Origin of the sequence: Streptomyces sp. A0958 (genome assembly GCF_004795035.1) — a bacterium.
GTDB lineage: Bacteria > Actinomycetota > Actinomycetes > Streptomycetales > Streptomycetaceae > Streptomyces.
In genome coordinates this window covers 21,391-41,373 of the sequence record NZ_SSBK01000026.1, presented here as the reverse complement: position 1 = coordinate 41,373, position 19,983 = coordinate 21,391, and the positions used below count along the sequence as shown (strand labels likewise).

The 19,983-nt window shown below is 69.4% G+C and carries 21 protein-coding genes and 1 tRNA gene; 10 read left to right on the top strand and 12 right to left on the bottom strand.

What is annotated here, in order from left to right; all coding sequences use genetic code 11:
* Positions 1-35: 35 nt before the first annotated feature.
* The 3 genes from E6P78_RS23375 to E6P78_RS33570 all read left to right on the top strand — a co-directional run bounded on the left by E6P78_RS23375 (position 36) and on the right by E6P78_RS33570 (position 1,897).
* Positions 36-566 (top strand): phage holin family protein, encoded by a 531-nt coding sequence (locus E6P78_RS23375; RefSeq protein ID WP_136205593.1) that lies wholly within the window; start codon positions 36-38, stop codon positions 564-566.
* Complete coding sequence (locus E6P78_RS23370; RefSeq protein ID WP_136205592.1) at positions 563-1,588, top strand: alpha/beta hydrolase; 1,026 nt, start codon at positions 563-565, stop codon at positions 1,586-1,588. Before E6P78_RS23375 ends, E6P78_RS23370 begins: the two co-directional genes overlap by 4 nt.
* A 105-nt stretch (positions 1,589-1,693) precedes the next feature.
* Positions 1,694-1,897 (top strand): hypothetical protein, encoded by a 204-nt coding sequence (locus E6P78_RS33570; protein WP_136205591.1) that lies wholly within the window; start codon positions 1,694-1,696, stop codon positions 1,895-1,897.
* Positions 1,898-1,963: 66 nt separating this feature from the next.
* Here E6P78_RS33570 and E6P78_RS23360 read toward each other — a convergent pair whose 3' ends face one another.
* The 3 genes from E6P78_RS23360 to nth form a co-directional block, all read right to left on the bottom strand.
* Positions 1,964-3,169: a MarP family serine protease gene (locus E6P78_RS23360; protein ID WP_136205590.1), complete on the bottom strand. Its 1,206-nt coding sequence runs from the start codon at positions 3,167-3,169 to the stop codon at positions 1,964-1,966.
* Positions 3,170-3,257: 88 nt separating this feature from the next.
* Entirely contained in the window at positions 3,258-4,115 is an 858-nt protein-coding gene (locus E6P78_RS23355; protein ID WP_136205589.1) for a CoA pyrophosphatase, read from the bottom strand.
* A gap of 153 nt (positions 4,116-4,268) precedes the next feature.
* Positions 4,269-5,243: an endonuclease III gene (gene nth / locus E6P78_RS23350; protein WP_240799339.1), complete on the bottom strand. Its 975-nt coding sequence runs from the start codon at positions 5,241-5,243 to the stop codon at positions 4,269-4,271.
* Between the two features lie 254 nt (positions 5,244-5,497).
* On the opposite strand from nth, the gene E6P78_RS23345 reads away from it, so the two are divergent.
* Positions 5,498-6,172 (top strand): Crp/Fnr family transcriptional regulator, encoded by a 675-nt coding sequence (locus E6P78_RS23345; RefSeq protein WP_014046869.1) that lies wholly within the window; start codon positions 5,498-5,500, stop codon positions 6,170-6,172.
* 77 nt (positions 6,173-6,249) lie between these two features.
* Here E6P78_RS23345 and E6P78_RS23340 read toward each other — a convergent pair whose 3' ends face one another.
* From E6P78_RS23340 to E6P78_RS23325, 4 genes are all read right to left on the bottom strand, one after another.
* Entirely contained in the window at positions 6,250-7,080 is an 831-nt protein-coding gene (locus tag E6P78_RS23340) for an MBL fold metallo-hydrolase (RefSeq protein ID WP_136205588.1), read from the bottom strand.
* Positions 7,077-8,006, bottom strand: coding sequence for an NUDIX hydrolase (locus tag E6P78_RS23335; protein ID WP_136205587.1), 930 nt, complete (start codon positions 8,004-8,006; stop codon positions 7,077-7,079). Before E6P78_RS23335 ends, E6P78_RS23340 begins: the two co-directional genes overlap by 4 nt.
* A gap of 152 nt (positions 8,007-8,158) precedes the next feature.
* On the bottom strand, positions 8,159-8,629 hold the full coding sequence (locus E6P78_RS23330) for a RidA family protein (protein ID WP_136205586.1): 471 nt from the start codon (positions 8,627-8,629) through the stop codon (positions 8,159-8,161).
* Entirely contained in the window at positions 8,629-8,787 is a 159-nt protein-coding gene (locus E6P78_RS23325) for a DUF4177 domain-containing protein (RefSeq protein ID WP_136205585.1), read from the bottom strand. The genes E6P78_RS23330 and E6P78_RS23325 overlap by 1 nt, the downstream gene beginning before the upstream one ends.
* Positions 8,788-8,869: 82 nt before the next feature.
* On the opposite strand from E6P78_RS23325, the gene E6P78_RS23320 reads away from it, so the two are divergent.
* Both E6P78_RS23320 and E6P78_RS23315 read left to right on the top strand, forming a co-directional pair.
* Positions 8,870-9,859: an ArsA-related P-loop ATPase gene (locus E6P78_RS23320; RefSeq protein WP_136205584.1), complete on the top strand. Its 990-nt coding sequence runs from the start codon at positions 8,870-8,872 to the stop codon at positions 9,857-9,859.
* On the top strand, positions 9,856-11,235 hold the full coding sequence (locus tag E6P78_RS23315) for an ArsA family ATPase (RefSeq protein WP_136205583.1): 1,380 nt from the start codon (positions 9,856-9,858) through the stop codon (positions 11,233-11,235). The genes E6P78_RS23320 and E6P78_RS23315 overlap by 4 nt, the downstream gene beginning before the upstream one ends.
* A gap of 47 nt (positions 11,236-11,282) precedes the next feature.
* Here the strand turns inward: E6P78_RS23315 and E6P78_RS23310 are convergent, their stop codons facing one another.
* Positions 11,283-11,633, bottom strand: coding sequence for a WhiB family transcriptional regulator (locus tag E6P78_RS23310; RefSeq protein WP_018551136.1), 351 nt, complete (start codon positions 11,631-11,633; stop codon positions 11,283-11,285).
* Between the two features lie 386 nt (positions 11,634-12,019).
* Here E6P78_RS23310 and E6P78_RS23300 point away from each other — a divergent pair, with 386 nt between their 5' ends.
* The gene (locus E6P78_RS23300) at positions 12,020-14,278 is read left to right on the top strand and encodes a transglycosylase domain-containing protein (protein WP_136205582.1); all 2,259 of its coding nucleotides are present in this window, start codon (positions 12,020-12,022) and stop codon (positions 14,276-14,278) included.
* An 88-nt stretch (positions 14,279-14,366) separates the two neighbouring features.
* On the opposite strand, the gene E6P78_RS23295 is transcribed toward E6P78_RS23300, so the two are convergent.
* The gene (locus E6P78_RS23295; protein WP_136205581.1) at positions 14,367-14,831 is read right to left on the bottom strand and encodes a GatB/YqeY domain-containing protein; all 465 of its coding nucleotides are present in this window, start codon (positions 14,829-14,831) and stop codon (positions 14,367-14,369) included.
* Between the two features lie 79 nt (positions 14,832-14,910).
* Here E6P78_RS23295 and E6P78_RS23290 point away from each other — a divergent pair, with 79 nt between their 5' ends.
* From E6P78_RS23290 to E6P78_RS23280, 3 genes are all read left to right on the top strand, one after another.
* The gene (locus tag E6P78_RS23290; protein WP_136205580.1) at positions 14,911-15,852 is read left to right on the top strand and encodes a metallophosphoesterase; all 942 of its coding nucleotides are present in this window, start codon (positions 14,911-14,913) and stop codon (positions 15,850-15,852) included.
* 96 nt (positions 15,853-15,948) lie between these two features.
* A tRNA-Pro gene (locus E6P78_RS23285) sits at positions 15,949-16,022 on the top strand.
* Positions 16,023-16,276: 254 nt separating this feature from the next.
* Positions 16,277-16,759: a hypothetical protein gene (locus E6P78_RS23280; RefSeq protein ID WP_240799338.1), complete on the top strand. Its 483-nt coding sequence runs from the start codon at positions 16,277-16,279 to the stop codon at positions 16,757-16,759.
* 32 nt (positions 16,760-16,791) lie between these two features.
* On the opposite strand, the gene E6P78_RS23275 is transcribed toward E6P78_RS23280, so the two are convergent.
* The 3 genes from E6P78_RS23275 to E6P78_RS23265 form a co-directional block, all read right to left on the bottom strand.
* Positions 16,792-17,949, bottom strand: coding sequence for a hypothetical protein (locus tag E6P78_RS23275; protein ID WP_136205578.1), 1,158 nt, complete (start codon positions 17,947-17,949; stop codon positions 16,792-16,794).
* Positions 17,950-18,057: 108 nt separating this feature from the next.
* Positions 18,058-19,560 (bottom strand): LacI family DNA-binding transcriptional regulator, encoded by a 1,503-nt coding sequence (locus E6P78_RS23270; protein ID WP_136205577.1) that lies wholly within the window; start codon positions 19,558-19,560, stop codon positions 18,058-18,060.
* A gap of 32 nt (positions 19,561-19,592) precedes the next feature.
* Entirely contained in the window at positions 19,593-19,970 is a 378-nt protein-coding gene (locus E6P78_RS23265; protein WP_136205576.1) for a helix-turn-helix domain-containing protein, read from the bottom strand.
* Positions 19,971-19,983: the final 13 nt, after the last annotated feature.

Genomic DNA, 19,983 nt, shown 5'->3' with positions numbered 1-19,983 from the left:
ACATCGGACGTGTTGAACAGGAGAGGGAGTCAGGGATGAGCGACCCCGGCAATTACGTGGGCAGTGCCGACCGCAGTCTCGGCCAGCTGGTCGCGTCGGCGACGGCCGAACTGTCGGCTCTGGTGCACGACGAGATCGCCCTGGCCAAGGCCGAGGTGCGGCAGGACGTCAAGCGCGGCGTCATCGGCAGCGTGGCGTTCATCGTCACGGGCGTGCTGCTCCTGTTCTCGATCCCGGTGCTGAGCTTCGCGGCCGCGTACGGCATTCACAACCTGGGGCTGGGGCTCGCCTGGTCGTTCCTGATCGTGGGCGGTGCGTTCATCCTTCTGGGAATCCTGCTCGCGCTCTTCGGCTACGCGAAGTTCAAGAAGGTCAAGCCGCCGGAGAAGTCCATCGCCTCCGCCAAACAGTCCGCCGCCGTCCTCCAGGGCGTCAAGCCGCACCCCCGCCCGGGCATCGCCGCCGACGCGATCCTCCCGGTGGGCGGCAGCACCCGCGCGGACAGGGCCATCGAGAGCGTTCCGGTCCAGGACAACACGTCGGCTGTGGCACGCTCAACTACATGACGGTCCCCGATTCCAGCGCATTCGGCCCATTGGGCCCGGAAGACCGGGCGGGCCACGAAGGGACGGCCGGCCCGGCCGTCCCAGCCCCCGCACCGTTGCCCCCGGCCGGCGGCCCCGTCCGCCTCGACGGTCCCTGGACCCACCGCGACGTCGCGGCGAACGGCGCCCGCTTCCACATCGCCGAAATGGGTGAAGGGCCGCTGGTCCTCCTCCTGCACGGCTTCCCGCAGTTCTGGTGGACCTGGCGCCACCAACTGCCCGCGCTCGCCGAGGCGGGCTTCCGGGCCGTGGCAATGGACCTGCGCGGGGTGGGCGGCAGCGACCGCACGCCCCGCGGTTACGACCCCGCCAACCTGGCGCTCGACATCACCGGCGTGGTCAGGTCGCTCGGCGAACCGGACGCCGCCCTGGTCGGCCACGACATGGGCGGCTACCTGGCCTGGACGGCTGCGGTGATGCGCCCGAAGCTGGTGCGCCGGCTGGTCGTCTCCTCGATGCCCCACCCGCGGCGGTGGCGCTCCTCGATGCTCTCCGACTTCGCGCAGTCCCGGGCCGGCTCGTACATCTGGGGCTTTCAGCGGCCGTGGGTGCCGGAACGTCAGCTCGTGGCCGACGAGGCGGCGTTGGTGGCCCGCCTGATCACCGACTGGGCGGGGCCGAGCACGGCGGAGTTCCCCGACGAGGCCTCGCTGGGCGTCTACCGGCGAGCCATGGCCATCCCCTCGACGGCACACTGCTCGATCGAGCCGTACCGCTGGATGGTGCGCTCGCTGGCGCGCCCGGACGGCATTCAGTTCAACCGGCGCATGAAACGGCCCGTGCGGGTGCCGACGCTGCATCTGCACGGTTCACTCGATCCGGCGGTCCGCACCCGCAGTTCCGCGGGGTCCGGCGAGTACGTCGAGGCGCCGTACCGTTGGCGACTTTTCGACGGTCTGGGTCACTTCCCCCACGAGGAAGATCCGGCGGGGTTCTCGGCAGAACTCATCAACTGGCTCAAGGATTCCGAGCCCGACCGCTAACCGGCGGGCACACATGTCCGAGGAATGGCCACGTGCCTGACGCATAGGCCAATTGGCTGACGGATAGGCGATTACGGACCATGAGGCACGGGCAGAGGTCCGGGTATGGGCTGGACGCACGACTTCGGTGACGCAGCAGACAACCGTCGCTCGACCGCCACGGCGGTACCGGGCATTCACGAGGGGGACGGCCTTCCGGGCCGGGTGCACACATTGCACGTTCTGCATGATCCCCGGCTCGGCATCTCGCGCATTCTCCGCCGCCGGGCCCGCTGGGTCTCGGCGCGGCTGCGCCATCCTCGCAACTGACCCGCTCACGGCCCCCGGGACCGCTTCGGGGCCCGCCTGCCGACCCCCTGAAGGGCGTACGGCTCCCTAAAGGGCGCATCCCTGGCTGTCGACCTGCTGGTTGGCGGTACGGCCCTGCGTGATGTCGTCGCGGATCTCGTCCGCCGTCAGCGCGTAGCCCGTGTCCGGGTCGTCGAGCGACTTCGCGAACACGACGCCGTACACCTTGCCTTCAGGGGTCAGCAGCGGGCCGCCGGAGTTGCCCTGGCGGACCGTGGTGTAGAGCGAGTACACATCGCGGCGGACCGTGCCCCGGTGGTAGATGTCGGGGCCGCTGGCGTCGATGCGGGCGCGGACGCGCGCGGAGCGTACGTCGTACGAGCCGTTCTCCGGGAAGCCCGCGACGATGGCGCTGTCGCCCGTCTCCGCGTCGTTGTCCGTGGTGGCGAACTGCAGCGGCTTCACGTCGAGGTCGGGGACGTCGAGTACGGCGATGTCGCGCCGCCAGTCGTAGAGGACGACCTTCGCGTCGTACAGGCGTCCCTGGCCGCCGATCTGGACGGTCGGCTCGTCGACGCCTCCGACGACGTGGGCGTTGGTCATCACCCGACGGTCGGAGAACACGAATCCGGTGCCTTCGAGGACCTTGCCGCAGCTCGGGGCCGTGCCGACGACCTTGACGATCGACTGCTTGGCGCGCGCGGCGACGGGGCTGCCGACCAGAGCCGGGTCGGGGGCCCTGACCTCGGTGATCGGTTCGTTGGCGAACGGGCTGAAGACCTGTGGGAAGCCGTTCTGCGCGAGGACCGACGAGAAGTCCGTGAACCAGGTGGACGCCTGGGGCGGCATCACCCGGGAAACGCCGAGCAGGACGGAGGAGCTACGGACCTCCTTGCCCAGCGTCGGCAGGGAGGTGCCTGCCAGGGCGGAACCGATCAGCCAGGCGACCAGCAGCATCGCCACCACGTTGACCAGGGCGCCGCCGGTGGCGTCCAGGGCGCGCGCGGGCGACCAGGTGATGTGCCGGCGCAGTTTGTTGCCCAGGTGCGTGGTGAAGGCCTGGCCCACCGACGCGCACACGATCACGATGACGACCGCGACGACGGCAGCGGTGGAGGAGACCTCGGAACCGTCCGTCACCTGGTCCCACAGGATCGGCAGCAGGTAGATGGCGACGAGACCGCCGCCCAGGAACCCGATCACCGACAGAATGCCGACGACGAACCCCTGGCGGTAGCCGATGACCGCGAACCACACGGCGCCGGCCAGCAACAGGATGTCCAGCACGTTCACCGTCTATAGCCTCGCAGATTCGTCACCGGGCCCGTACGTCTCCGTGATCCGGGCGGGCCCGGAGCTGCGGAGCACGGAAGTCAGCCTGTCATGCGCGCCAGTCGAGCGGCACCTGCTTGGCTCTGTCCCAGGGGCGCTCCCAGCCCGCGAAGTGCAGAATCCGGTCGATCACCCCGGCCGTGAACCCCCAGACAAGTGCGGATTCGACCAGAAATGCCGGTCCTCGGTGTCCGCTGGGGTGGACGGCCGTCGCCCGGTTGGCCGGGTCCGTGAGATCCGCCACGGGAACCGTGAAGACCCGCGCCGTCTCACCCGGGTCGACGACCCCGACCGGGCTGGGCGTACGCCACCAGCCGAGGACGGGCGTCACCACGAAGCTGCTCACGGGGATGTAGAGCCGGGGCAGCACACCGAAGATCTGCACCCCGCGCGGATCGAGGCCGGTCTCCTCCTCAGCCTCCCGCAGCGCGGCCCTGAGCGGCCCGGTCGTCGCCTGGTCACCGTCCGCCGGGTCGAGGGAGCCGCCGGGGAAGGACGGCTGGCCCGGATGCGAACGCAGGCTTCCGGCCCGTTCCATCAGGAGCAGTTCGGGGCCTCGCGCACCCTCGCCGAACAGGACGAGCACGGCCGACTGGCGGCCCGCACCGTCCTCGGGCGGCAGGAAGCGGCTGAGCTGCTGCGGCCGTACGGTCCGGGCGGCGCCGGCCACGGGATCGAGCCAGCCGGGCAGCCCTTCGGCCGAGACGGTGACCGGGGAGCCGTCATCCGCCGGCTCGGCGGTCACGACGTCCGCATCCGTACTGTGGCCGCGCGGGCCGCCGCGCTGTTCCGCCCCACCGCGGTCCGTCCCACCGCGCTCTGCGCCACCGCGTTCTGCGCCGCCGCGGTCCGTACCGCTGTACTGCTCCCTGCCATGCTGCTCCGTGCCGGGTTCATGCGTCTTCATAGGCACCCCTCCGTCTCACAACGCCTGTCGTCACGCGTTTCGTTCCGCAGTCGAGGACCGCGGCTGAGAACCACCGTCGCGGTCCGCAGCGGGGGACCGCGGCTGAGGCCCGCGGCCGGGAATCGCGGTGGCGATCCACAGCGGCGGTCCGCGTCAGTCGGCGCCCAAGGGCGGTGCCGGGCTTCCGGGGTAGTCCGGCGGCGGGTTCAGCCGCTGGCCCGGCCGGCCGGCCATCTCGTACTTCAGGAGTTTGCGGGCCTTCTCCGGGTCCGTCTCACCCTCACCGTACGAAGGACACAGCGGGGCGATCGGGCAGGCGCCGCAGGCGGGCTTGCGGGCGTGGCAGACGCGGCGGCCGTGAAAGATGACGCGGTGCGAGAGCATGGTCCACTCGCTCTTGGGGAAGATCGCCGCGATCTCCGCCTCGACCTTCTCCGGGTCCTCCTGCTCGGTCCACTTCCACCGCCGGACCAGTCGGCCGAAGTGGGTGTCCACGGTGATGCCTGGCACTCCGAATGCGTTGCCCAAAACCACGTTGGCCGTCTTGCGGCCGACCCCCGGCAGCTTCACGAGATCCGCCAGCCGCCCCGGCACCTCGCCGCCGAAGTCGTCCCGGAGGGCGGCGGACAGGCCCAGCAACGACTTGGCCTTGGCCCGGAAGAAGCCGGTCGGCCGAATGATCTCTTCCAGTTCCTCCGGGACAGCGGCTGCCATGTCCTCGGGGGTGGGATAGGCGGCGAAGAGGGCGGGGGTGGTCTGGTTGACCCTCAGGTCCGTGGTCTGGGCGGAGAGGACCGTGGCGACGAGCAGTTCGAACGGGTTCCTGAAGTCCAGCTCCGGATGGGCGTACGGGTAGACCTCCGCGAGCTCGCGGTTGATCCGGCGAGCGCGGCGGACCATGGCCAGGCGGGATTCCGGCCGCCCCGCCTTCTTCTTCGGACGGCCGGCCCCGGCGGCACCGGCCTCGGCCCCGGCAGCCGACGCACCGTCGCCCTTGGCCTCTGGGGTCACCGCTTCCTCCCGGTCCTGCTTCGCTCTCTTGGCCGAGCCGGAGCCCGCCGCCCTTCCGGACCCGTTTTCTGCCGCTTTTTCCGGGTTCTTCCGGTTGCCTGCGGCCTGTTCGCCCACAGCGGAATTACGGCCCTCCGACACCCCATCAGCCCCCTTGGCCTGCGCTCTCACCGGCAATTCTGGACACCCGGACAGCCTAGAGCCCGCCACTGACATCCGCCCCGGTCACCGGTGATCCGCCCCCAATCGGCCCCCTGCCGTACGCTCCGGCACGCACGTGCGTCAAACTGGTTTGTGATTGATCGCACTGTTTTACCGTCCGGCATGATGGGGACCACGGTTCCCTGAACAGGCCGACAAGGAGAGAACTCGTGGACGACGTTCTGCGGCGCGCCCCGCTTTTCGCGGCGCTCGATGACGAGCAGGCCGCGGAGCTCCGCGCCTCGATGAGTGAGGTGACCCTCGCGCGCGGCGACGCGCTGTTCCACGAGGGTGACCCGGGAGACCGCCTCTATGTGGTCACCGAGGGCAAGGTGAAGCTCCACCGCACCTCCCCCGACGGACGCGAGAACATGCTGGCGGTCCTCGGCCCCGGCGAGCTGATCGGCGAGCTCTCGCTCTTCGACCCGGGCCCGCGCACCGCCACCGCCACCGCGCTGACCGAGGTCAAGCTCCTCGGCCTCGGCCACGGCGACCTGCAGCCCTGGCTCAACGCACGCCCCGAGGTGGCCACGGCCCTGCTGCGTGCCGTCGCCCGGCGCCTGCGCAAGACCAACGACCAGATGTCCGACCTGGTCTTCTCCGATGTCCCGGGCCGCGTCGCCCGCGCCCTCCTGGACCTGTCGCGCCGCTTCGGCGTCCAGTCCGAGGAAGGCATCCACGTGGTGCACGACCTGACGCAGGAAGAGCTGGCCCAGCTGGTCGGCGCCTCCCGCGAGACGGTCAACAAGGCCCTCGCCGACTTCGCCGGCCGCGGCTGGCTGCGGCTGGAGGCCCGTGCGGTGATCCTGCTCGACGTGGAGCGGCTGGCCAAGCGCTCCCGCTGACCCGCCGTCGTACGCCGCTGTGCGTGTGAGGGGCCCCACCGATTCGGTGGGGCCTCACGCATGCCGGGGACGGCCCGTCAGATCAGCCCGTGCTCGACCAGGTACTCCAGCTGCGCCCGCACCGACAGCTCCGCCGCCGGCCACAGCGAACGGTCCACATCCGCGTACACATGGGCCACCACCTCGGACGAGGTCCGGTAGCCGGACTCCACCGCCGTCTCCACCTGGGCCAGGCGGTGCGCGCGGTGGGCCAGGTAGAACTCGACCGCGCCCTGCGCGTCCTCCAGGACCGGACCGTGCCCCGGCAGCACCGTGTGCACCCCGTCGTCGACCGTCAGCGAGCGCAGCCGCCGCAGCGAGTCGAGGTAGTCCCCCAGCCGCCCGTCCGGATGCGCCACGAGCGTCGTTCCGCGGCCGAGGATCGTGTCACCGGTCAGCACCGCCCGGTCGGCCGGCAGATGGAACGACAGCGAGTCCGCCGTGTGGCCCGGTGTCGGCACCACGTACATCTCCAGCCCACCGGTCGTGATCACGTCGCCCGTGCCCAGGCCCTCGTCACCGAGCCGCAGCTCCGGATCGAGCGCCCGCACCTTCGTCCGGGTCAGCTCCGCGAACCGTGCCGCCCCCTCCGCGTGGTCGGGGTGGCCATGGGTGAGGAGCGTCAGCGCGATCCGGCGGCCCGCCTGCGCGGCGGTGTCGATGACCGCCCGCAGATGGGCGTCGTCCAGCGGGCCTGGATCGATGACCACCGCCAGGTCCGAGTCGGGCTCGGCGACGATCCACGTGTTGGTGCCGTCCAGCGTCATCGCCGACGGGTTGGGCGCCAGGACGTTGACCGCACGGACCGTCGCGGGACCGGACAGCACACCGCCGCGCGGCTGTCCGGGCAGCGCCGCCGCGTCACTCATGCCGCACCGCCTTCCGCGCCGTCCGATTTCTCCCCGCCGCGTGTTTCGTCCTTGCCGCCCGTGGAAATGTTCTTGGTGAACTCCTCGTGCCCCGGCCAGCTCAGCACCAGCTCGTCACCGTCCAGGCGGGCTTGCGCGAGTACGGGGGTGAGGTCCTGCGCCGAGGCCGCCTCCAAAGCCTCCGCGGCGGTGGCGTACGGCCGCAGGGTCCTCAGCGTCGCCACGGTCGGCGGCATCATCAGCAGTTCGCCCCGGTCGTATCCGTCGGCCGCGTCACCCGGGGTGATCCACACCGTGCGATCGGCCTCCGTCGAGGCGTTGCGGGTCCGTTGGCCGGCCGGAAGCGCGGCGACGAAGAACCAGGTGTCGTAGCGGCGCGGTTCGAACTCGGGGGTGATCCAACGCGCCCACGCCCCGAGCAGGTCCGACCGCAGCACCAGCCCGCGCCGCTCCAGGAACTCAGCGAACGACAGCTCCCGCGCGACCAGCGCCTCGCGGTCGACCTCCCAGGCGTCGCCCGTGGTGTCCGTGACGACGGTCCCGGGGGTCGGCCCGGCGAGCAGGACGCCGGCCTCCTCGTACGTCTCGCGGACGGCCGCGCAGACGATCGCCTGCGCCTCGGCCGGCGTGGCGACGCCGAGCCGCTGCGCCCAGGTCTCCAGCGCGGGCCCGGCCCAGCCGACGAGCCGGTCGTCTTCGCGGGGGTCGACGCCGCCACCCGGATAGGCGTACGCCCCTCCGGCGAAGGCCATCGAGGTGCGCCGGCGCAGCATGTGGACAGCGGGTGCGCCCCCGGTGCCGGTGGCGTCGTCCCGGAGCAGCATCACGGTGGCAGCCCGCCGGGGCACGGCGGCCGTCAGCTCGCCTGCCGCGAGGGCCCTGATCCGGCCGGGCCATTCCGGGGGGTACCACTGACCATTGGACATGGCCGGAGGCTATCCGGAACCGCGACGATGTTCGAGGGGGGCGGTGATCTGTACATGGCCCGTACACAGATGCGTCGGCAGGTACCGGACGCACATGATCCCGCCCGGTCTTCGCGACCGGACGGGATCAGAAGGCAGGGGCGGGGCCGGGCTCAGGCTTCGGTCAGCTCCACCTGGATCTCGACCTCGACGGGCGCGTCCAGTGGCAGCACGGCGACGCCCACGGCGCTGCGGGCGTGCACACCCTTGTCCCCGAGGACCTCGCCCAGCAGCTCGCTGGCGCCGTTGATCACGCCGGGCTGGCCGGTGAAGTCGGCGGCCGACGCGACGAAGCCGACGACCTTCACGACCCGTGCGATCCGGTCCAGGTCACCCGCGACCGACTTCACGGCGGCGAGGGCGTTGAGCGCGCAGGTCTTCGCCAGCTCCTTGGCCTCGTCGGGAGTGACCTCCGCACCGACCTTGCCGGTCACGGCGAGCTTGCCGTCCACCATCGGCAGCTGGCCGGAGGTGTACACGTACACCCCCGACTGCACGGCCGGCTGGTACGAGGCCAGCGGCGGCACGACGGCCGGCAGGGGCAGCCCGAGCTCGGCGAGCTTCGCCTCGACGGTGCCCGCCACTACAGCTTCTCCCGCTTCAGGTAGGCCACGAGCTGCTCGGGGTTGTTCGGGCCGGGAACGACCTGGACCAGCTCCCAGCCGTCCTCGCCCCAGGTGTCCAGAATCTGCTTGGTCGCGTGCACGAGAAGGGGCACGGTCGCGTATTCCCACTTGGTCATGGCCCGACTGTAATGCCTGCGCAATCCCGGGCATGCGCAGCCTCGTGCGTAGCCTGCGGTGCGACTGGTTAGGCTCGAATACGTGAGCAGGTTCCAGGTCGTCAGCGGCAAGGGCGGTACCGGTAAGACCACGGTCGCCGCCGCCCTCGCGCTCGCCCTCGCGACCGAGGGCAGGCGCACCCTCCTCGTCGAGGTCGAGGGCAGACAGGGCATCGCCCAGCTCTTCGAGGCGGACTCCCTGCCTTATGAGGAGCGCAAGATCGCCGCCGCCCCGGGCGGCGGCGAGGTGTACGCGCTCGCGATCGACGCGGAACTCGCGCTCCTCGACTACCTCCAGATGTTCTACAAGCTCGGCAGCGCGGGCCGGGCGCTCAAGAAGCTCGGCGCGATCGACTTCGCGACCACGATCGCGCCCGGCGTGCGGGACGTCCTGCTGACGGGCAAGGCGTGCGAGGCCGTGCGCCGCAAGGACCGGCAGAACCGGTTCGTCTACGACTACGTGATCATGGATGCCCCGCCGACCGGCCGCATCACCCGCTTCCTCAATGTGAACGACGAGGTGGCCGGGCTCGCCCGGATCGGTCCTATACACAATCAGGCGCAGGCTGTGATGCGGGTGCTGAAGTCCCCGGAGACCGCGGTGCACCTGGTGACCCTGCTGGAGGAGATGCCGGTCCAGGAGACCGCGGACGGCATCGCGGAGCTGCGGGCCGCCGAACTGCCCGTGGGCCGCGTCATCGTGAACATGGTGCGCCCGCAGCTGCTGGACGGGGACGCGCTGCGTGCCACTGTCGGCGGCCGGCGCAAGGAGATCGCCAAGACGCTGACGCGGGCCGGCGTGACCGGCGCCGCGGGGCTCGTACGCCCCCTGGTCGAGCAGGCCGCCGAGCACTCCCAGCGGGTCGGACTGGAGCGTGAACAGCGCGCCGTGCTGGCCGGTCTCGGCCTGCCGGGATACGAGCTCCCGCTGATCGGCGAGGGGGTGGACCTGGCGGGGCTCCACGACCTGGCGGCCGGGCTCCGGGAACAGGGCGCGGGCGAAGGGGAGTCCGGACGAGGGGCGGGTTCATGACAGCACGCACGAACGCGGGAGCGGCCGGGGACACGGGCGGGGAAGCGGGCGTGGCGGACCCCGTCCCCCTGCTGGACACCGACGCCCTGATCGACGACCCGGACATCCGGATCATCGTGTGCTGCGGCTCGGGCGGCGTCGGCAAGACGACCACCGCCGCGGCGCTAGGGGTACGGGCGGCGGAGCGCGGCCGCAAGGTCGTCGTCCTCACCATCGACCCGGCCCGCAGGCTCGCCCAGTCCATGGGCATCGACTCGCTGGACAACGTCCCGCGCCGGGTGAAGGGCATCGAGGGCGAGGGCGCCGGTGAACTGCACGCCATGATGCTCGACATGAAGCGGACCTTCGACGAGATCGTCGAGGCGCACGCGGACGGCGAGCGGGCCCGCGCGATCCTGGAGAACCCCTTCTACCAGTCCCTGTCGGCCGGCTTCGCGGGCACGCAGGAGTACATGGCGATGGAGAAGCTCGGCCAGCTGCGAGCGCGCGAGGAGTGGGACCTGATCGTCGTCGACACCCCGCCGTCGCGGTCCGCGCTGGACTTCCTGGATGCGCCGAAGCGACTGGGCTCGTTCCTGGACGGGAAGTTCATCAAGCTGCTGATGGCACCGGCGAAGATGGGCGGCCGGGCCGGAATGAAGTTCCTCAACGTGGGAATGTCGATGATGACCGGGACGCTGGGCAAGCTGCTCGGCGGCCAGTTCCTGCGTGACGTACAGACCTTCGTCGCCGCGATGGACACCATGTTCGGCGGCTTCCGTACCCGGGCCGATGCCACGTACAGACTCCTTCAGGCGCCCGGTACGGCGTTTCTCGTCGTCGCGACGCCGGAGCGGGACGCGCTCCGCGAAGCGGCGTACTTCGTGGAACGCCTGGCCGCGGAGGACATGCCGCTGGCGGGCCTGGTGCTCAACCGGGTCCACGGCAGTGACGCCGCGCGGCTCTCGGCCGAGCAGGCGCTGACCGCCGCAGAAAATCTTGAAGACGACGGCATTGTGGATCAGGCGACCGGGAAGGCTGGACTTCGTGAGCCCGCCGACTCCCCTGCGGCCGGGTCCGCACCGCCCCCTGACACCGCCGCATCCCACGCACGCGAAGCCGACTCGGACGCCACGCCCGAAGCCGACGTCACGGCAGATGCCACCACAGAGGTCACACCGGATGTCACCACCGAAGAACTGACGGCAGCCCTGCTGCGTCTGCATGCCGAACGCATGCAGATGGTCGCGCGCGAACAGGACACACGCGACCGCTTCACCGCGCTGCATCCCGAGGTGGCCGTCACCGCCGTGGCCGCGCTGCCCGGAGACGTCCACGACCTCTCGGGGCTGCGAGCCATCGGGGACCGGCTCGCGACCGGCTCCACCCCGGTCTGAGCTGCCCAGCCCCTCGTACTCCGTAAGCCGTACGTGCTGCCGCCGGTCTATCCCACGGCGGCGAACGTCTCGTGCAGCTCGTCGTCCTCCAGCCCGATCGCCACGGGCAGGATGCCCGTGGACCGCTCGTACTCGCTGCGGGCGGTCTCCAGCAGTCGGCGCCAGGACGTCACGGTCGGACGCCTGCGCAGCAATGCGCGGCGCTCCCGCTCGGTCATCCCGCCCCACACGCCGAACTCGACGCGATTGTCCAGCGCGTCGGCCAGGCACTCGGTCCGCACCGGGCATCCGGTGCACACCGCCTTGGCCCTGTTCTGCGCTGCCCCTTGTACGAACAGTTCATCCGGATCGGTAGTGCGGCAGGCTGCCTGCGCACTCCAGTCGGTTACCCAGCCCATCCCGGCGCCGTCCTCTCCCGAATCGAGGCTCCCCCACGGCGGCAGCGGCATATTCACCGCTGCCAGTTGAGGACGTTACGGAAGGTGGCGACAGCACAACACCCCCTTCGGGCCCAATCTTGAATGGCCCGAACGGACTATGCGTATGCGGCAGATCACCCAGGGGAGTGAGGCGAGGACATGCGCGACTATCCCGTCAGAATCGGGACAGTTCACCAGAACCACAACGGACGTTCGGTGACACACGAGGCGAATTCGGGAGCGCCTGAGCGTGTGGCCGGATCGTGCACGGGGGTTGATACGGAACCGGACTGCTGTGACAGTTGAGAGCAGCTTAGGCCAAGGCATATACGTGTGTCCGGCGAATGAGAACGTAGGCTGCCCCCATGCCAAAGAAGCGCTCGGGCGGGGGTCTCACGACGACCCAGCAGGCCGCCAAGTTCCTCGGTGTCGCCGCACTCTCGGGAGTCGTTCTGGCGGGCATCGCGCTGCCGGCCGCCGGAGCACTGGGTCTCACCGCCAAGGGGACGGTCGACGGGTTCGACGAGATCCCGGCCAATCTGAAGACTCCGCCGCTGAGTCAGCGCACCAAGATCCTGGACAACAAGGGCGGCCTGATCGCCACGGTCTACTCCCGCGACCGCACGGTGGTGCCGCTGACCAGCATCTCCCCGTACATGCAGAACGCGATCGTCGCGATCGAGGACGCCCGCTTCTACGAGCACGGCGCGGTCGACCTCAAGGGCATCCTGCGCGCGATGAACAGCAACGTACAGGCGGGCGGGACCGCGCAGGGCGCGTCGACCCTCACCCAGCAGTACGTGAAGAACGTCTTCGTCGAGGAGGCGGGCGACGACCCGGCCAAGGTCGCCGAGGCCACGCAGCAGACGCTGGGCCGCAAGGTCCAGGAGCTGAAGTACGCGATCCAGGTCGAGGAAGAGCTCGGCAAGAGGAAGATCCTGGAGAACTACCTCAACATCACCTTCTTCGGGCAGCAGGCGTACGGCGTCGAGGCGGCCTCCCAGCGCTACTTCTCCAAGTCCGCGAAGGACCTGAAGCTGGAGGAGGCGGCGCTGCTGGCCGGGATCGTGCAGTCGCCCAGCCGCTACGACCCGATCAATGACACGGAGGAAGCGACCAAGCGCCGCAACACCGTGCTCCAGCGGATGGCGGACGTCGGAAAGATCTCGCAGCAGCAGGCCGACAAGGCCAAGGACACCCCGATCAAGCTGAAGGTCAAACGGCCGCAGAACGGCTGCATCACCGCCGTCAGCGGTGCCGGCTTCTTCTGCGACTACGTACGCCAGATCGTCACGAGCGACCCGGCCTTCGGCAAGACCTCGAAGGACCGCGCCAAGCTCTGGGCGACCGGCGGACTGACCATCAAAACGACCCTGGACCCCCGGTCGCAGGCCGCGTCCAACCAGGCGGCCACCTCCCGGGTCAACAAGGACGACAAGGTCGCGGCCGCGCTCGTCCAGGTCCAGCCCGGCACCGGGCAGATCCTGGCGATGGCCCAGTCCCGGCCGTACGGTCTCGACGCGTCCAAGCACCAGACCGTGCTAAACCTCTCCGTCGACCACAAGATGGGCGGCAGCTACGCCGGCTTCCAGGTGGGGTCGACCTTCAAGCCGATCACCGCGGCGGCGGCGCTGGAGAAGGGGATCAGCCCGGCTCAGAGCTTCGACACTCCTTCCTCGATAACTCTGCCCGCTGACGCCTTCCGCACGTGTGAGGGTGGCCCCGCGGACGACAAGCCGTGGGACGTGGAGAACGAGACGGAGTCGGAGAAGGGCATGTTCGACATGACCAGCGCGCTGGGCAAGTCGATCAACACCTACTTCGCCAAGCTGGAGCAGAAGGCCGGCCTCTGCGAGACGCTCGCGATGGCGAAGAAGGTCGGCTACGACCGCGGCGACAACAAGAAGCTGCTGCAGATCCCCACCACCACCCTCGGCAGCCAGGAGTCGACGCCCCTGGCCATGGCCTCGGTGTACGCCACCTTCGCCAACCGCGGCACGTACTGCACTCCGATCGCGCTCCTCTCGGTGACCAAGCCGGACGGCAAGAAGATGGACGTGCCGAAGACGAGCTGCAACCGGGCCATGAGCGAGCACACGGCCGACACGATCAACCAGATGCTGAAGGGTGTCGTCGAGGACGGCACCGGTACGCAGGCCGGCCTCAGCGACCGTGACAACGCGGGCAAGACCGGTACGACCGACGAGCGCAAGAACGTCTGGTTCGTCGGGTACACGCCCAACCTGTCCACGGCGGTGTGGGTCGGCAGTGACGGCGCCAAGCAGGAACAAATGACCGACATCGTCATCGGTGGCCAGTACTACGACAAGGTCTGCGGTGGCTGCCTCCCCGGCCCGATATGGCGTACGGCGATGACCGGCTCCCTGACCTCCTCGGAGACCCCGGCCTTCAACCACGTCGACGTGCCGCGGGCGAAGCAGAAGGAAGAGCAGGACAAGAACAAGGACCGGGACAAGGACCGGGACAAGAACAAGCCGGGCGACGACAACAAGCCCGGTGACGACCACGACCCGTTCCCCGGCATCAGCATCTCGCCGAACCTGATCGGCGGGAACAACGGTCACGGCCGCGGCCAGAACGACGGCGGCACGAACGGCCCCTGAGCCGCACACAGCGATACGAAGGAGGGGCGCCCCCCGATGACCGGGGGCGCCCCTCCTTCGTATCCGCAGGTGGTGGCCCCGCCCGGCCTCAGCCCGCGAGGAGCTTCTTCACCTCGGCGGCCACCCGGCCGCCGTCGGCGCGGCCCGCGACCTTGGGGTTGACGATCTTCATGACGGCGCCCATCGCGCGCGGCCCCTCCGCCCCGGCGGCCTTCGCCTCGTCGACGGCGGACGCCACGATCGCGGCCAACTCCTCGTCGCTCAGCTGCTGCGGGAGGTACGTCTCGAGCAGCTCGCCCTCCCGCTTCTCCCGCTCGGCCTGCTCGGTCCGGCCGCCCTTGGCGAAGGCCTCGGCCGCCTCGCGGCGCTTCTTGGCCTCCTTGGCGATGACCTTCTGCACCTCGTCGTCGGAGAGTTCGCGGGCGGTCTTGCCGCCGACCTCCTCCTTGGTGATCGCGGTGAGGGTCAGCCGGAGCGTGGACGAGGTCAGCTCGTCACGCGCCTTCATGGCCGTGGTGAGGTCTTCCTTGAGCTTGGACTTGAGCGTGGTCATGGGGTGATTGTGGCAGGTGCGAGGCGCCCTGCGCCCGCCTGTTTTCCCGCGGGCCCGCGTCGTCTGCGACGATGGGCGCATGCGCGCACGCTACGGAGTACCCCTGAAAATCACGGCGGTCACCGCCGCGGCCGGCGCCGCCGGTCTCGTCTACGCGGCAGGCTTCGAAGTCCGCTCGTTCCGTCTGCGCAGGGTGACGGTCCCGGTGCTCCCGCAGGGGGCACGCCCGCTGCGCGTCCTCCAGATCTCCGACGTGCACATGGTCAGCGGCCAGCGCAAGAAGCGCGCCTGGCTCCAGTCACTGGCCGGGCTGCGCCCGGACTTCGTCGTGAACACCGGCGACAACCTCTCGGACCCCGAGGCCGTGCCGGAGCTGCTGGACGCGCTCGGCCCGCTGATGGAGTTCCCGGGGGTGTACGTGTTCGGCTCCAACGACTACTACGGCCCCAAGCTCCGCAACCCGGTCCGCTACCTCTTCGAGAAGGCGTCGGGCAAGCACGGCCTGAACGGGAACGCCCCGGCGGTCGGCGTCGTCCACAACCCGTGGGAGCCGATGCGCGACGCCTTCGACGAGGCGGGCTGGCTGAACCTGTCCAACACCCGCGGCCGCCTCAAGCTCGACGGCCTGGAGCTCGCCTTCACCGGCTTGGACGACCCCCACATCAAGCGCGACCGCTACGCCGAGGTCTCCGGCGGCCCCGAGACGGGCGCCGACCTCTCGATCGGCGTCGTCCACGCCCCCTACCTGCGCTCCCTCGACGCTTTCACCACGGACGGTTACCCCCTGATCCTGGCCGGTCACACCCACGGCGGCCAGGTCTGCATCCCCTTCTACGGCGCCCTGGTCACCAACTGCGACCTGGACACGGACCGCGTCAAGGGCCTCTCCACCCACTACGCCCACGGCAACCGCGCCTACCTCCACGTCTCGGCCGGCTGCGGCACCAGCCGCTACGCCCCGGTCCGCGTCGCCTGCCCGCCGGAGGCGACCCTGCTGACACTGACGCCCCGGAACGCGTGATCCACGCCGCACAGACCGTTCCCGACAAAAACCGGATTTCGTCTCCGGGCGCCGGTGGGCTAAAGTAATCGATGTCGCCGGGAGACCGGTGGCGATCGGGGTGTAGCGCAGCTTGGCAGCGCGCTTCGTTCGGGACGAAGAGGTCGTGGGTTCAAATCCCGCCACCCCGACAGCTGAAACACCAGGTCAGGGGCCTGATCCGCATCGCGGGTCAGGCCCCTCCTGCATCTCTGGTGATCGTTTGGGAGAAATCTGGGAGAAGATCTTGGTCATAGTCTCCCAGCGGGCACCTGCTCTCCTCCCTTACGGTGAGGTGCGTAGCAGGGATCGCCGTATGCGTATTCGTGAATCGGCGACCCCAAGACCGGCGCGGTTGGAACCGAGCCAACCAGGGGGGCAAGTGGAGCCGAGAAGTGCAGCAGCGGTGGGAATCGACTTTCCGTACACCGCGCGTACCACCTGCTATATCGAGGTTCATGATGACGGCAGAGTCACCCATGGCAACGATCGGGCCGCCTACGAGCGCGCTGTCGCCGGAAAGTCGCGGCTGTTCGCCGTCTGGCCCGGCGAGTGGTCGAGCGACCTGTTCATGATCGACGACCTCGACGAGTACGCCAAAGCTCAGGGGATCAAGCATGACCAGAACCGGACCGGGCTGGAGGAACACGTCCACGACGTGGAGTGGACTGAGGCGACGGGCCGCAACCCCAATCCCCGGAGTCCGTACATCAGCATCCGGCTCACGCTGACATGCGGGTGCGAGATCCGTGACTTGGGCACCTTCGCGAGCCAGATGCAGGAGCAGCGGGGATGGGCCATCGCGACCAGTGTTGGGTGGGGCAGCAGCAGTGGCCCCGAAGGTACGTCCTACTCCCTGCGGGTGCGACGGAAGAGTCTCGGCATCTGAGTGCCTGCAGCAAGGGCAGGGGCGCGGCGTACTTACGCGTGGTCTCCGGTGCGCGCCGCCCCCTCGGGTTCGTCCGCCGCGGACGGGTGGACGTACCTGCCCTCGTTAAACGGGGTGAACCACGCCTTGAACGCCATCGGTGCCACGCCGAGAGCCTCTCCAACGGCGCTCTCGTCGATGCCGTCCATGGAGTCGTCGTAGAGCCACTCGTGATCCATGTCCTCGTAAACGTTGTCAGCGAACGAGTCGAGTGCAGCCGAGACGCCGTCGTCGAGCAGCCCGAAAGTTTCCAGTGTCACGTTGGTCTCAGTCAGCAATAGCTTCAGCGCGAGTTCCTCAGCAACACAGCTGAGCCGCTGGAAGCTGCCGTCTGTGAACCGTGTGGTCATGGCGATGACCGTTACCAGGAAGCGGCGAGCGAAACGGGCGTCGTACTGGAGGGCGTATCGCTCGGGAAGGTCCTCGAAGCGCCACAGGGGACCGTCGCATTCAGCAGCGGTGGTGTCCTCCTGCGTCAAGGTCTGCACGTCTTGGAACAGCTCGTCCACCAAGATGTCGGTCGCGTACACCAAGGCACCGGCAGCAAGTTGGGCGTCCTCCGGCGAGACGGCGAACTTGATGGCGTCTTCTTCCTCCTCGTCGCCTTCGGCGTCCAGGACGCCGAACATCACGGGCGGGAAGGAGCGCAGGTCATCTGCCAGCGCCAGCATCTGACCGCGTACCGCTTCAGCTTTCGCCTCGGCGTCGTAGCCCTCCCTGTCGTCCTCGGCCGTGGGGCTCTCGGTGTGCCGCGCCTTACGGTCTGCCAGATCATCGGGCGGGGCATCGGGACCGTCGGCAGCGGCGAGACTCTCCTGGGCGAGCTCCGGGTGCAGTTCGACCTCACATCGCTCGATCTGCCAGTCGGCCAACAGCTCCGATCTTTCCAGCAGTTCACCCACGACTGACCGGACAGCCTCCTCCGCGAACTCCAGAGCCGCCGCATCCACGAACACCTTCAGAAGCGCGCCGCCTGGATAGACGGCCACGACGGTGTCGAGAAGATCGACTTCCATGCCATCGGGCCCCTCAATCGCCTCGACGGAGGCAAAACCATCTTCGATGAGGGCCACCGCGCCAGTGCGTTGAAGTGGGTCCATCTCCGGAGTGTTCTTGGGTATGAGGGCGTCCACAGTCACTACGTATGTCACGCCCCTGATCCTGGCAGCAATATGCCGCGCGATGGGGAAGAATCCACTTAACGCCCGCAGGGCCCCAGCAGTGCCCCGCAGCGGCGCTGCGGGGCACTGCTGAGTCGCTCAGCGTACGCACAGGAGGTCGTTGAGCACGCGCACGGGGGATGAGGGACGCATCGTGTGTCGGACGTCGAGCGCCGCCTCCCATCGCTCGGTCAGACCAGACATGAGGCGCCGACGCATGCCGGGCGTGACGTGGGCGTAGCGCGCGGAGACCGAGCTGTCGATGTGGCCCATGCGTTCGTCCATGAGGACCTTCTCGGTGCCGAGGTCCTCCATCATCGTTCGATGAGTATGGCGAAGGCCGTGCGGCGTGAGGCCCTTGGCGATCGGGAGCCAGCAGGCGTCCGCCCGAGCGGCTGCCCCTCGACCTCGGGTCGGGATGCCGGGCCACGGCTCGCCGAGTATCGGTACCGGGCGGGCCTCCTGCGGTGCCTTCTTGGGGTACCAGCCGGAGGTCGCCGGGGTGAACAGCCACGTGGCGAAGCCGTTTCGTCGCCAGTGAGCTGCGTGCTCCGACATGGCGCTGCCGCGTACGAACCCGAGCTCTGCGATGGCGAGTTCGACGCGTACGCGGGTGTCCTCGCGTACGCGGTCGGGGTGGTTGAGGACGTTCGAGACCGTGCCTGTGGAGACTTCGGCACGGCGGGCGACGTCGACGAGCTTCGCGCCCTGGTGGCCTCCTGTGCGCGCCTTACCTTGACCTCGGAAGACGTACGTCCTGCCATGGCAGGGGCAGGGCGTCGGCTTCGTACGGGCGATGTGGTTGAAGACCAGGGCCGACAGCCAGTCCGTCGAGTCGATGTCGCGGTAGCTGTCGTCCTTGGGCGGGCAGCGGACCAGTTCTCCGGTGTCCAGTTCGTACAGCTGCCACTCGACGCGAAAGGCGGCGGTTCGGACGAACTCCGTTTCCAGGCCGACGATTTCGCCCCATCGCTTGCCGGTGTAGCCCTTGAGGACAGTGGCGACGAACTCGTCGTCGCGGCCGGAGAGCAGGGCCGCCCGCTCAGCGGTAAGCAGGATGCCGAGCGCGTCGGTGACGACCTTCTCCGGGCCGCGGTCGCGAGAGCGGCCGGCGCGCTTGCCCCGTCCGCGCCGCCTGGCCGCCGGGTTCGACGTGATCAGGCCCTCGTCGATCGCGTCCTCGAAGATCAGGTGGAGCGTCGCGCGCCACGTCTTGACGCTGGAGGCCGCGTACGCCGCCCGCTCCTTCTTCTCCCACAGCTCGACGTCCGTGCGCAGAATGCTGGCGAGCGCCTTGTCCTCGAAGTCGGGGAGCAGGTGCTCCTCGATGTGGCGCTTGTAGTTCTGCATGGTCGAGGCGGCCAGGTCCTGGGCGGCGTACCAGCGACTCGCGTACTCGCCGAAGGTCTCCTGGCCGAGACCCGGGTCACGCCACTGGCCACGACGTACGGTCACCTCTTCGGCGTCTGCGGCCTGCTTGGCCTCGCGCTTGGTGGCGAACTTGACCACGGCGCCCGTGGAATCGGCGACGGTGCCGTACTTGCCGTCCTCGATCTTGTAACGGCCACGCCAGTAGCCACTGCGCTTCTCTGCGTACCCCACGGTTTTCCCTCCCTTCCGTCGTGTGGGGCGCGTTAAGCAGCAGTTCCGTACTGGGACTTGGCCATCCGGCGCGGTGGCCGGGCCTGGAGCCGGACGGTGGGTACAGCCACATCGGGCCGGTGCCGAGCGGGAGGCTTGCGCGTCGGCGCAGGAGCGCCGCCGGTGCGCTGCGCATTCACGGCGGGGCGCTCTTCGTGCATGCGGATGATCTCCGCGAGGTGCTCGTCCGAGAAGCGGTAAGCACGGCCGACGCGGGTGAACGGGATGAGCCGACGGCGAGCGCGGTCCTTGACCCACCAAACGGAGCAGCCGAGTACGGCGGCGACTTCCTCGGGGACGTAGAGGCGCGGCAGGCCGACCTCGGCGGGCAAAGTCGGTTCGGAGGCAGGGGTTATCGCGGGTTGACGCAAGGGGTGGGTCCTC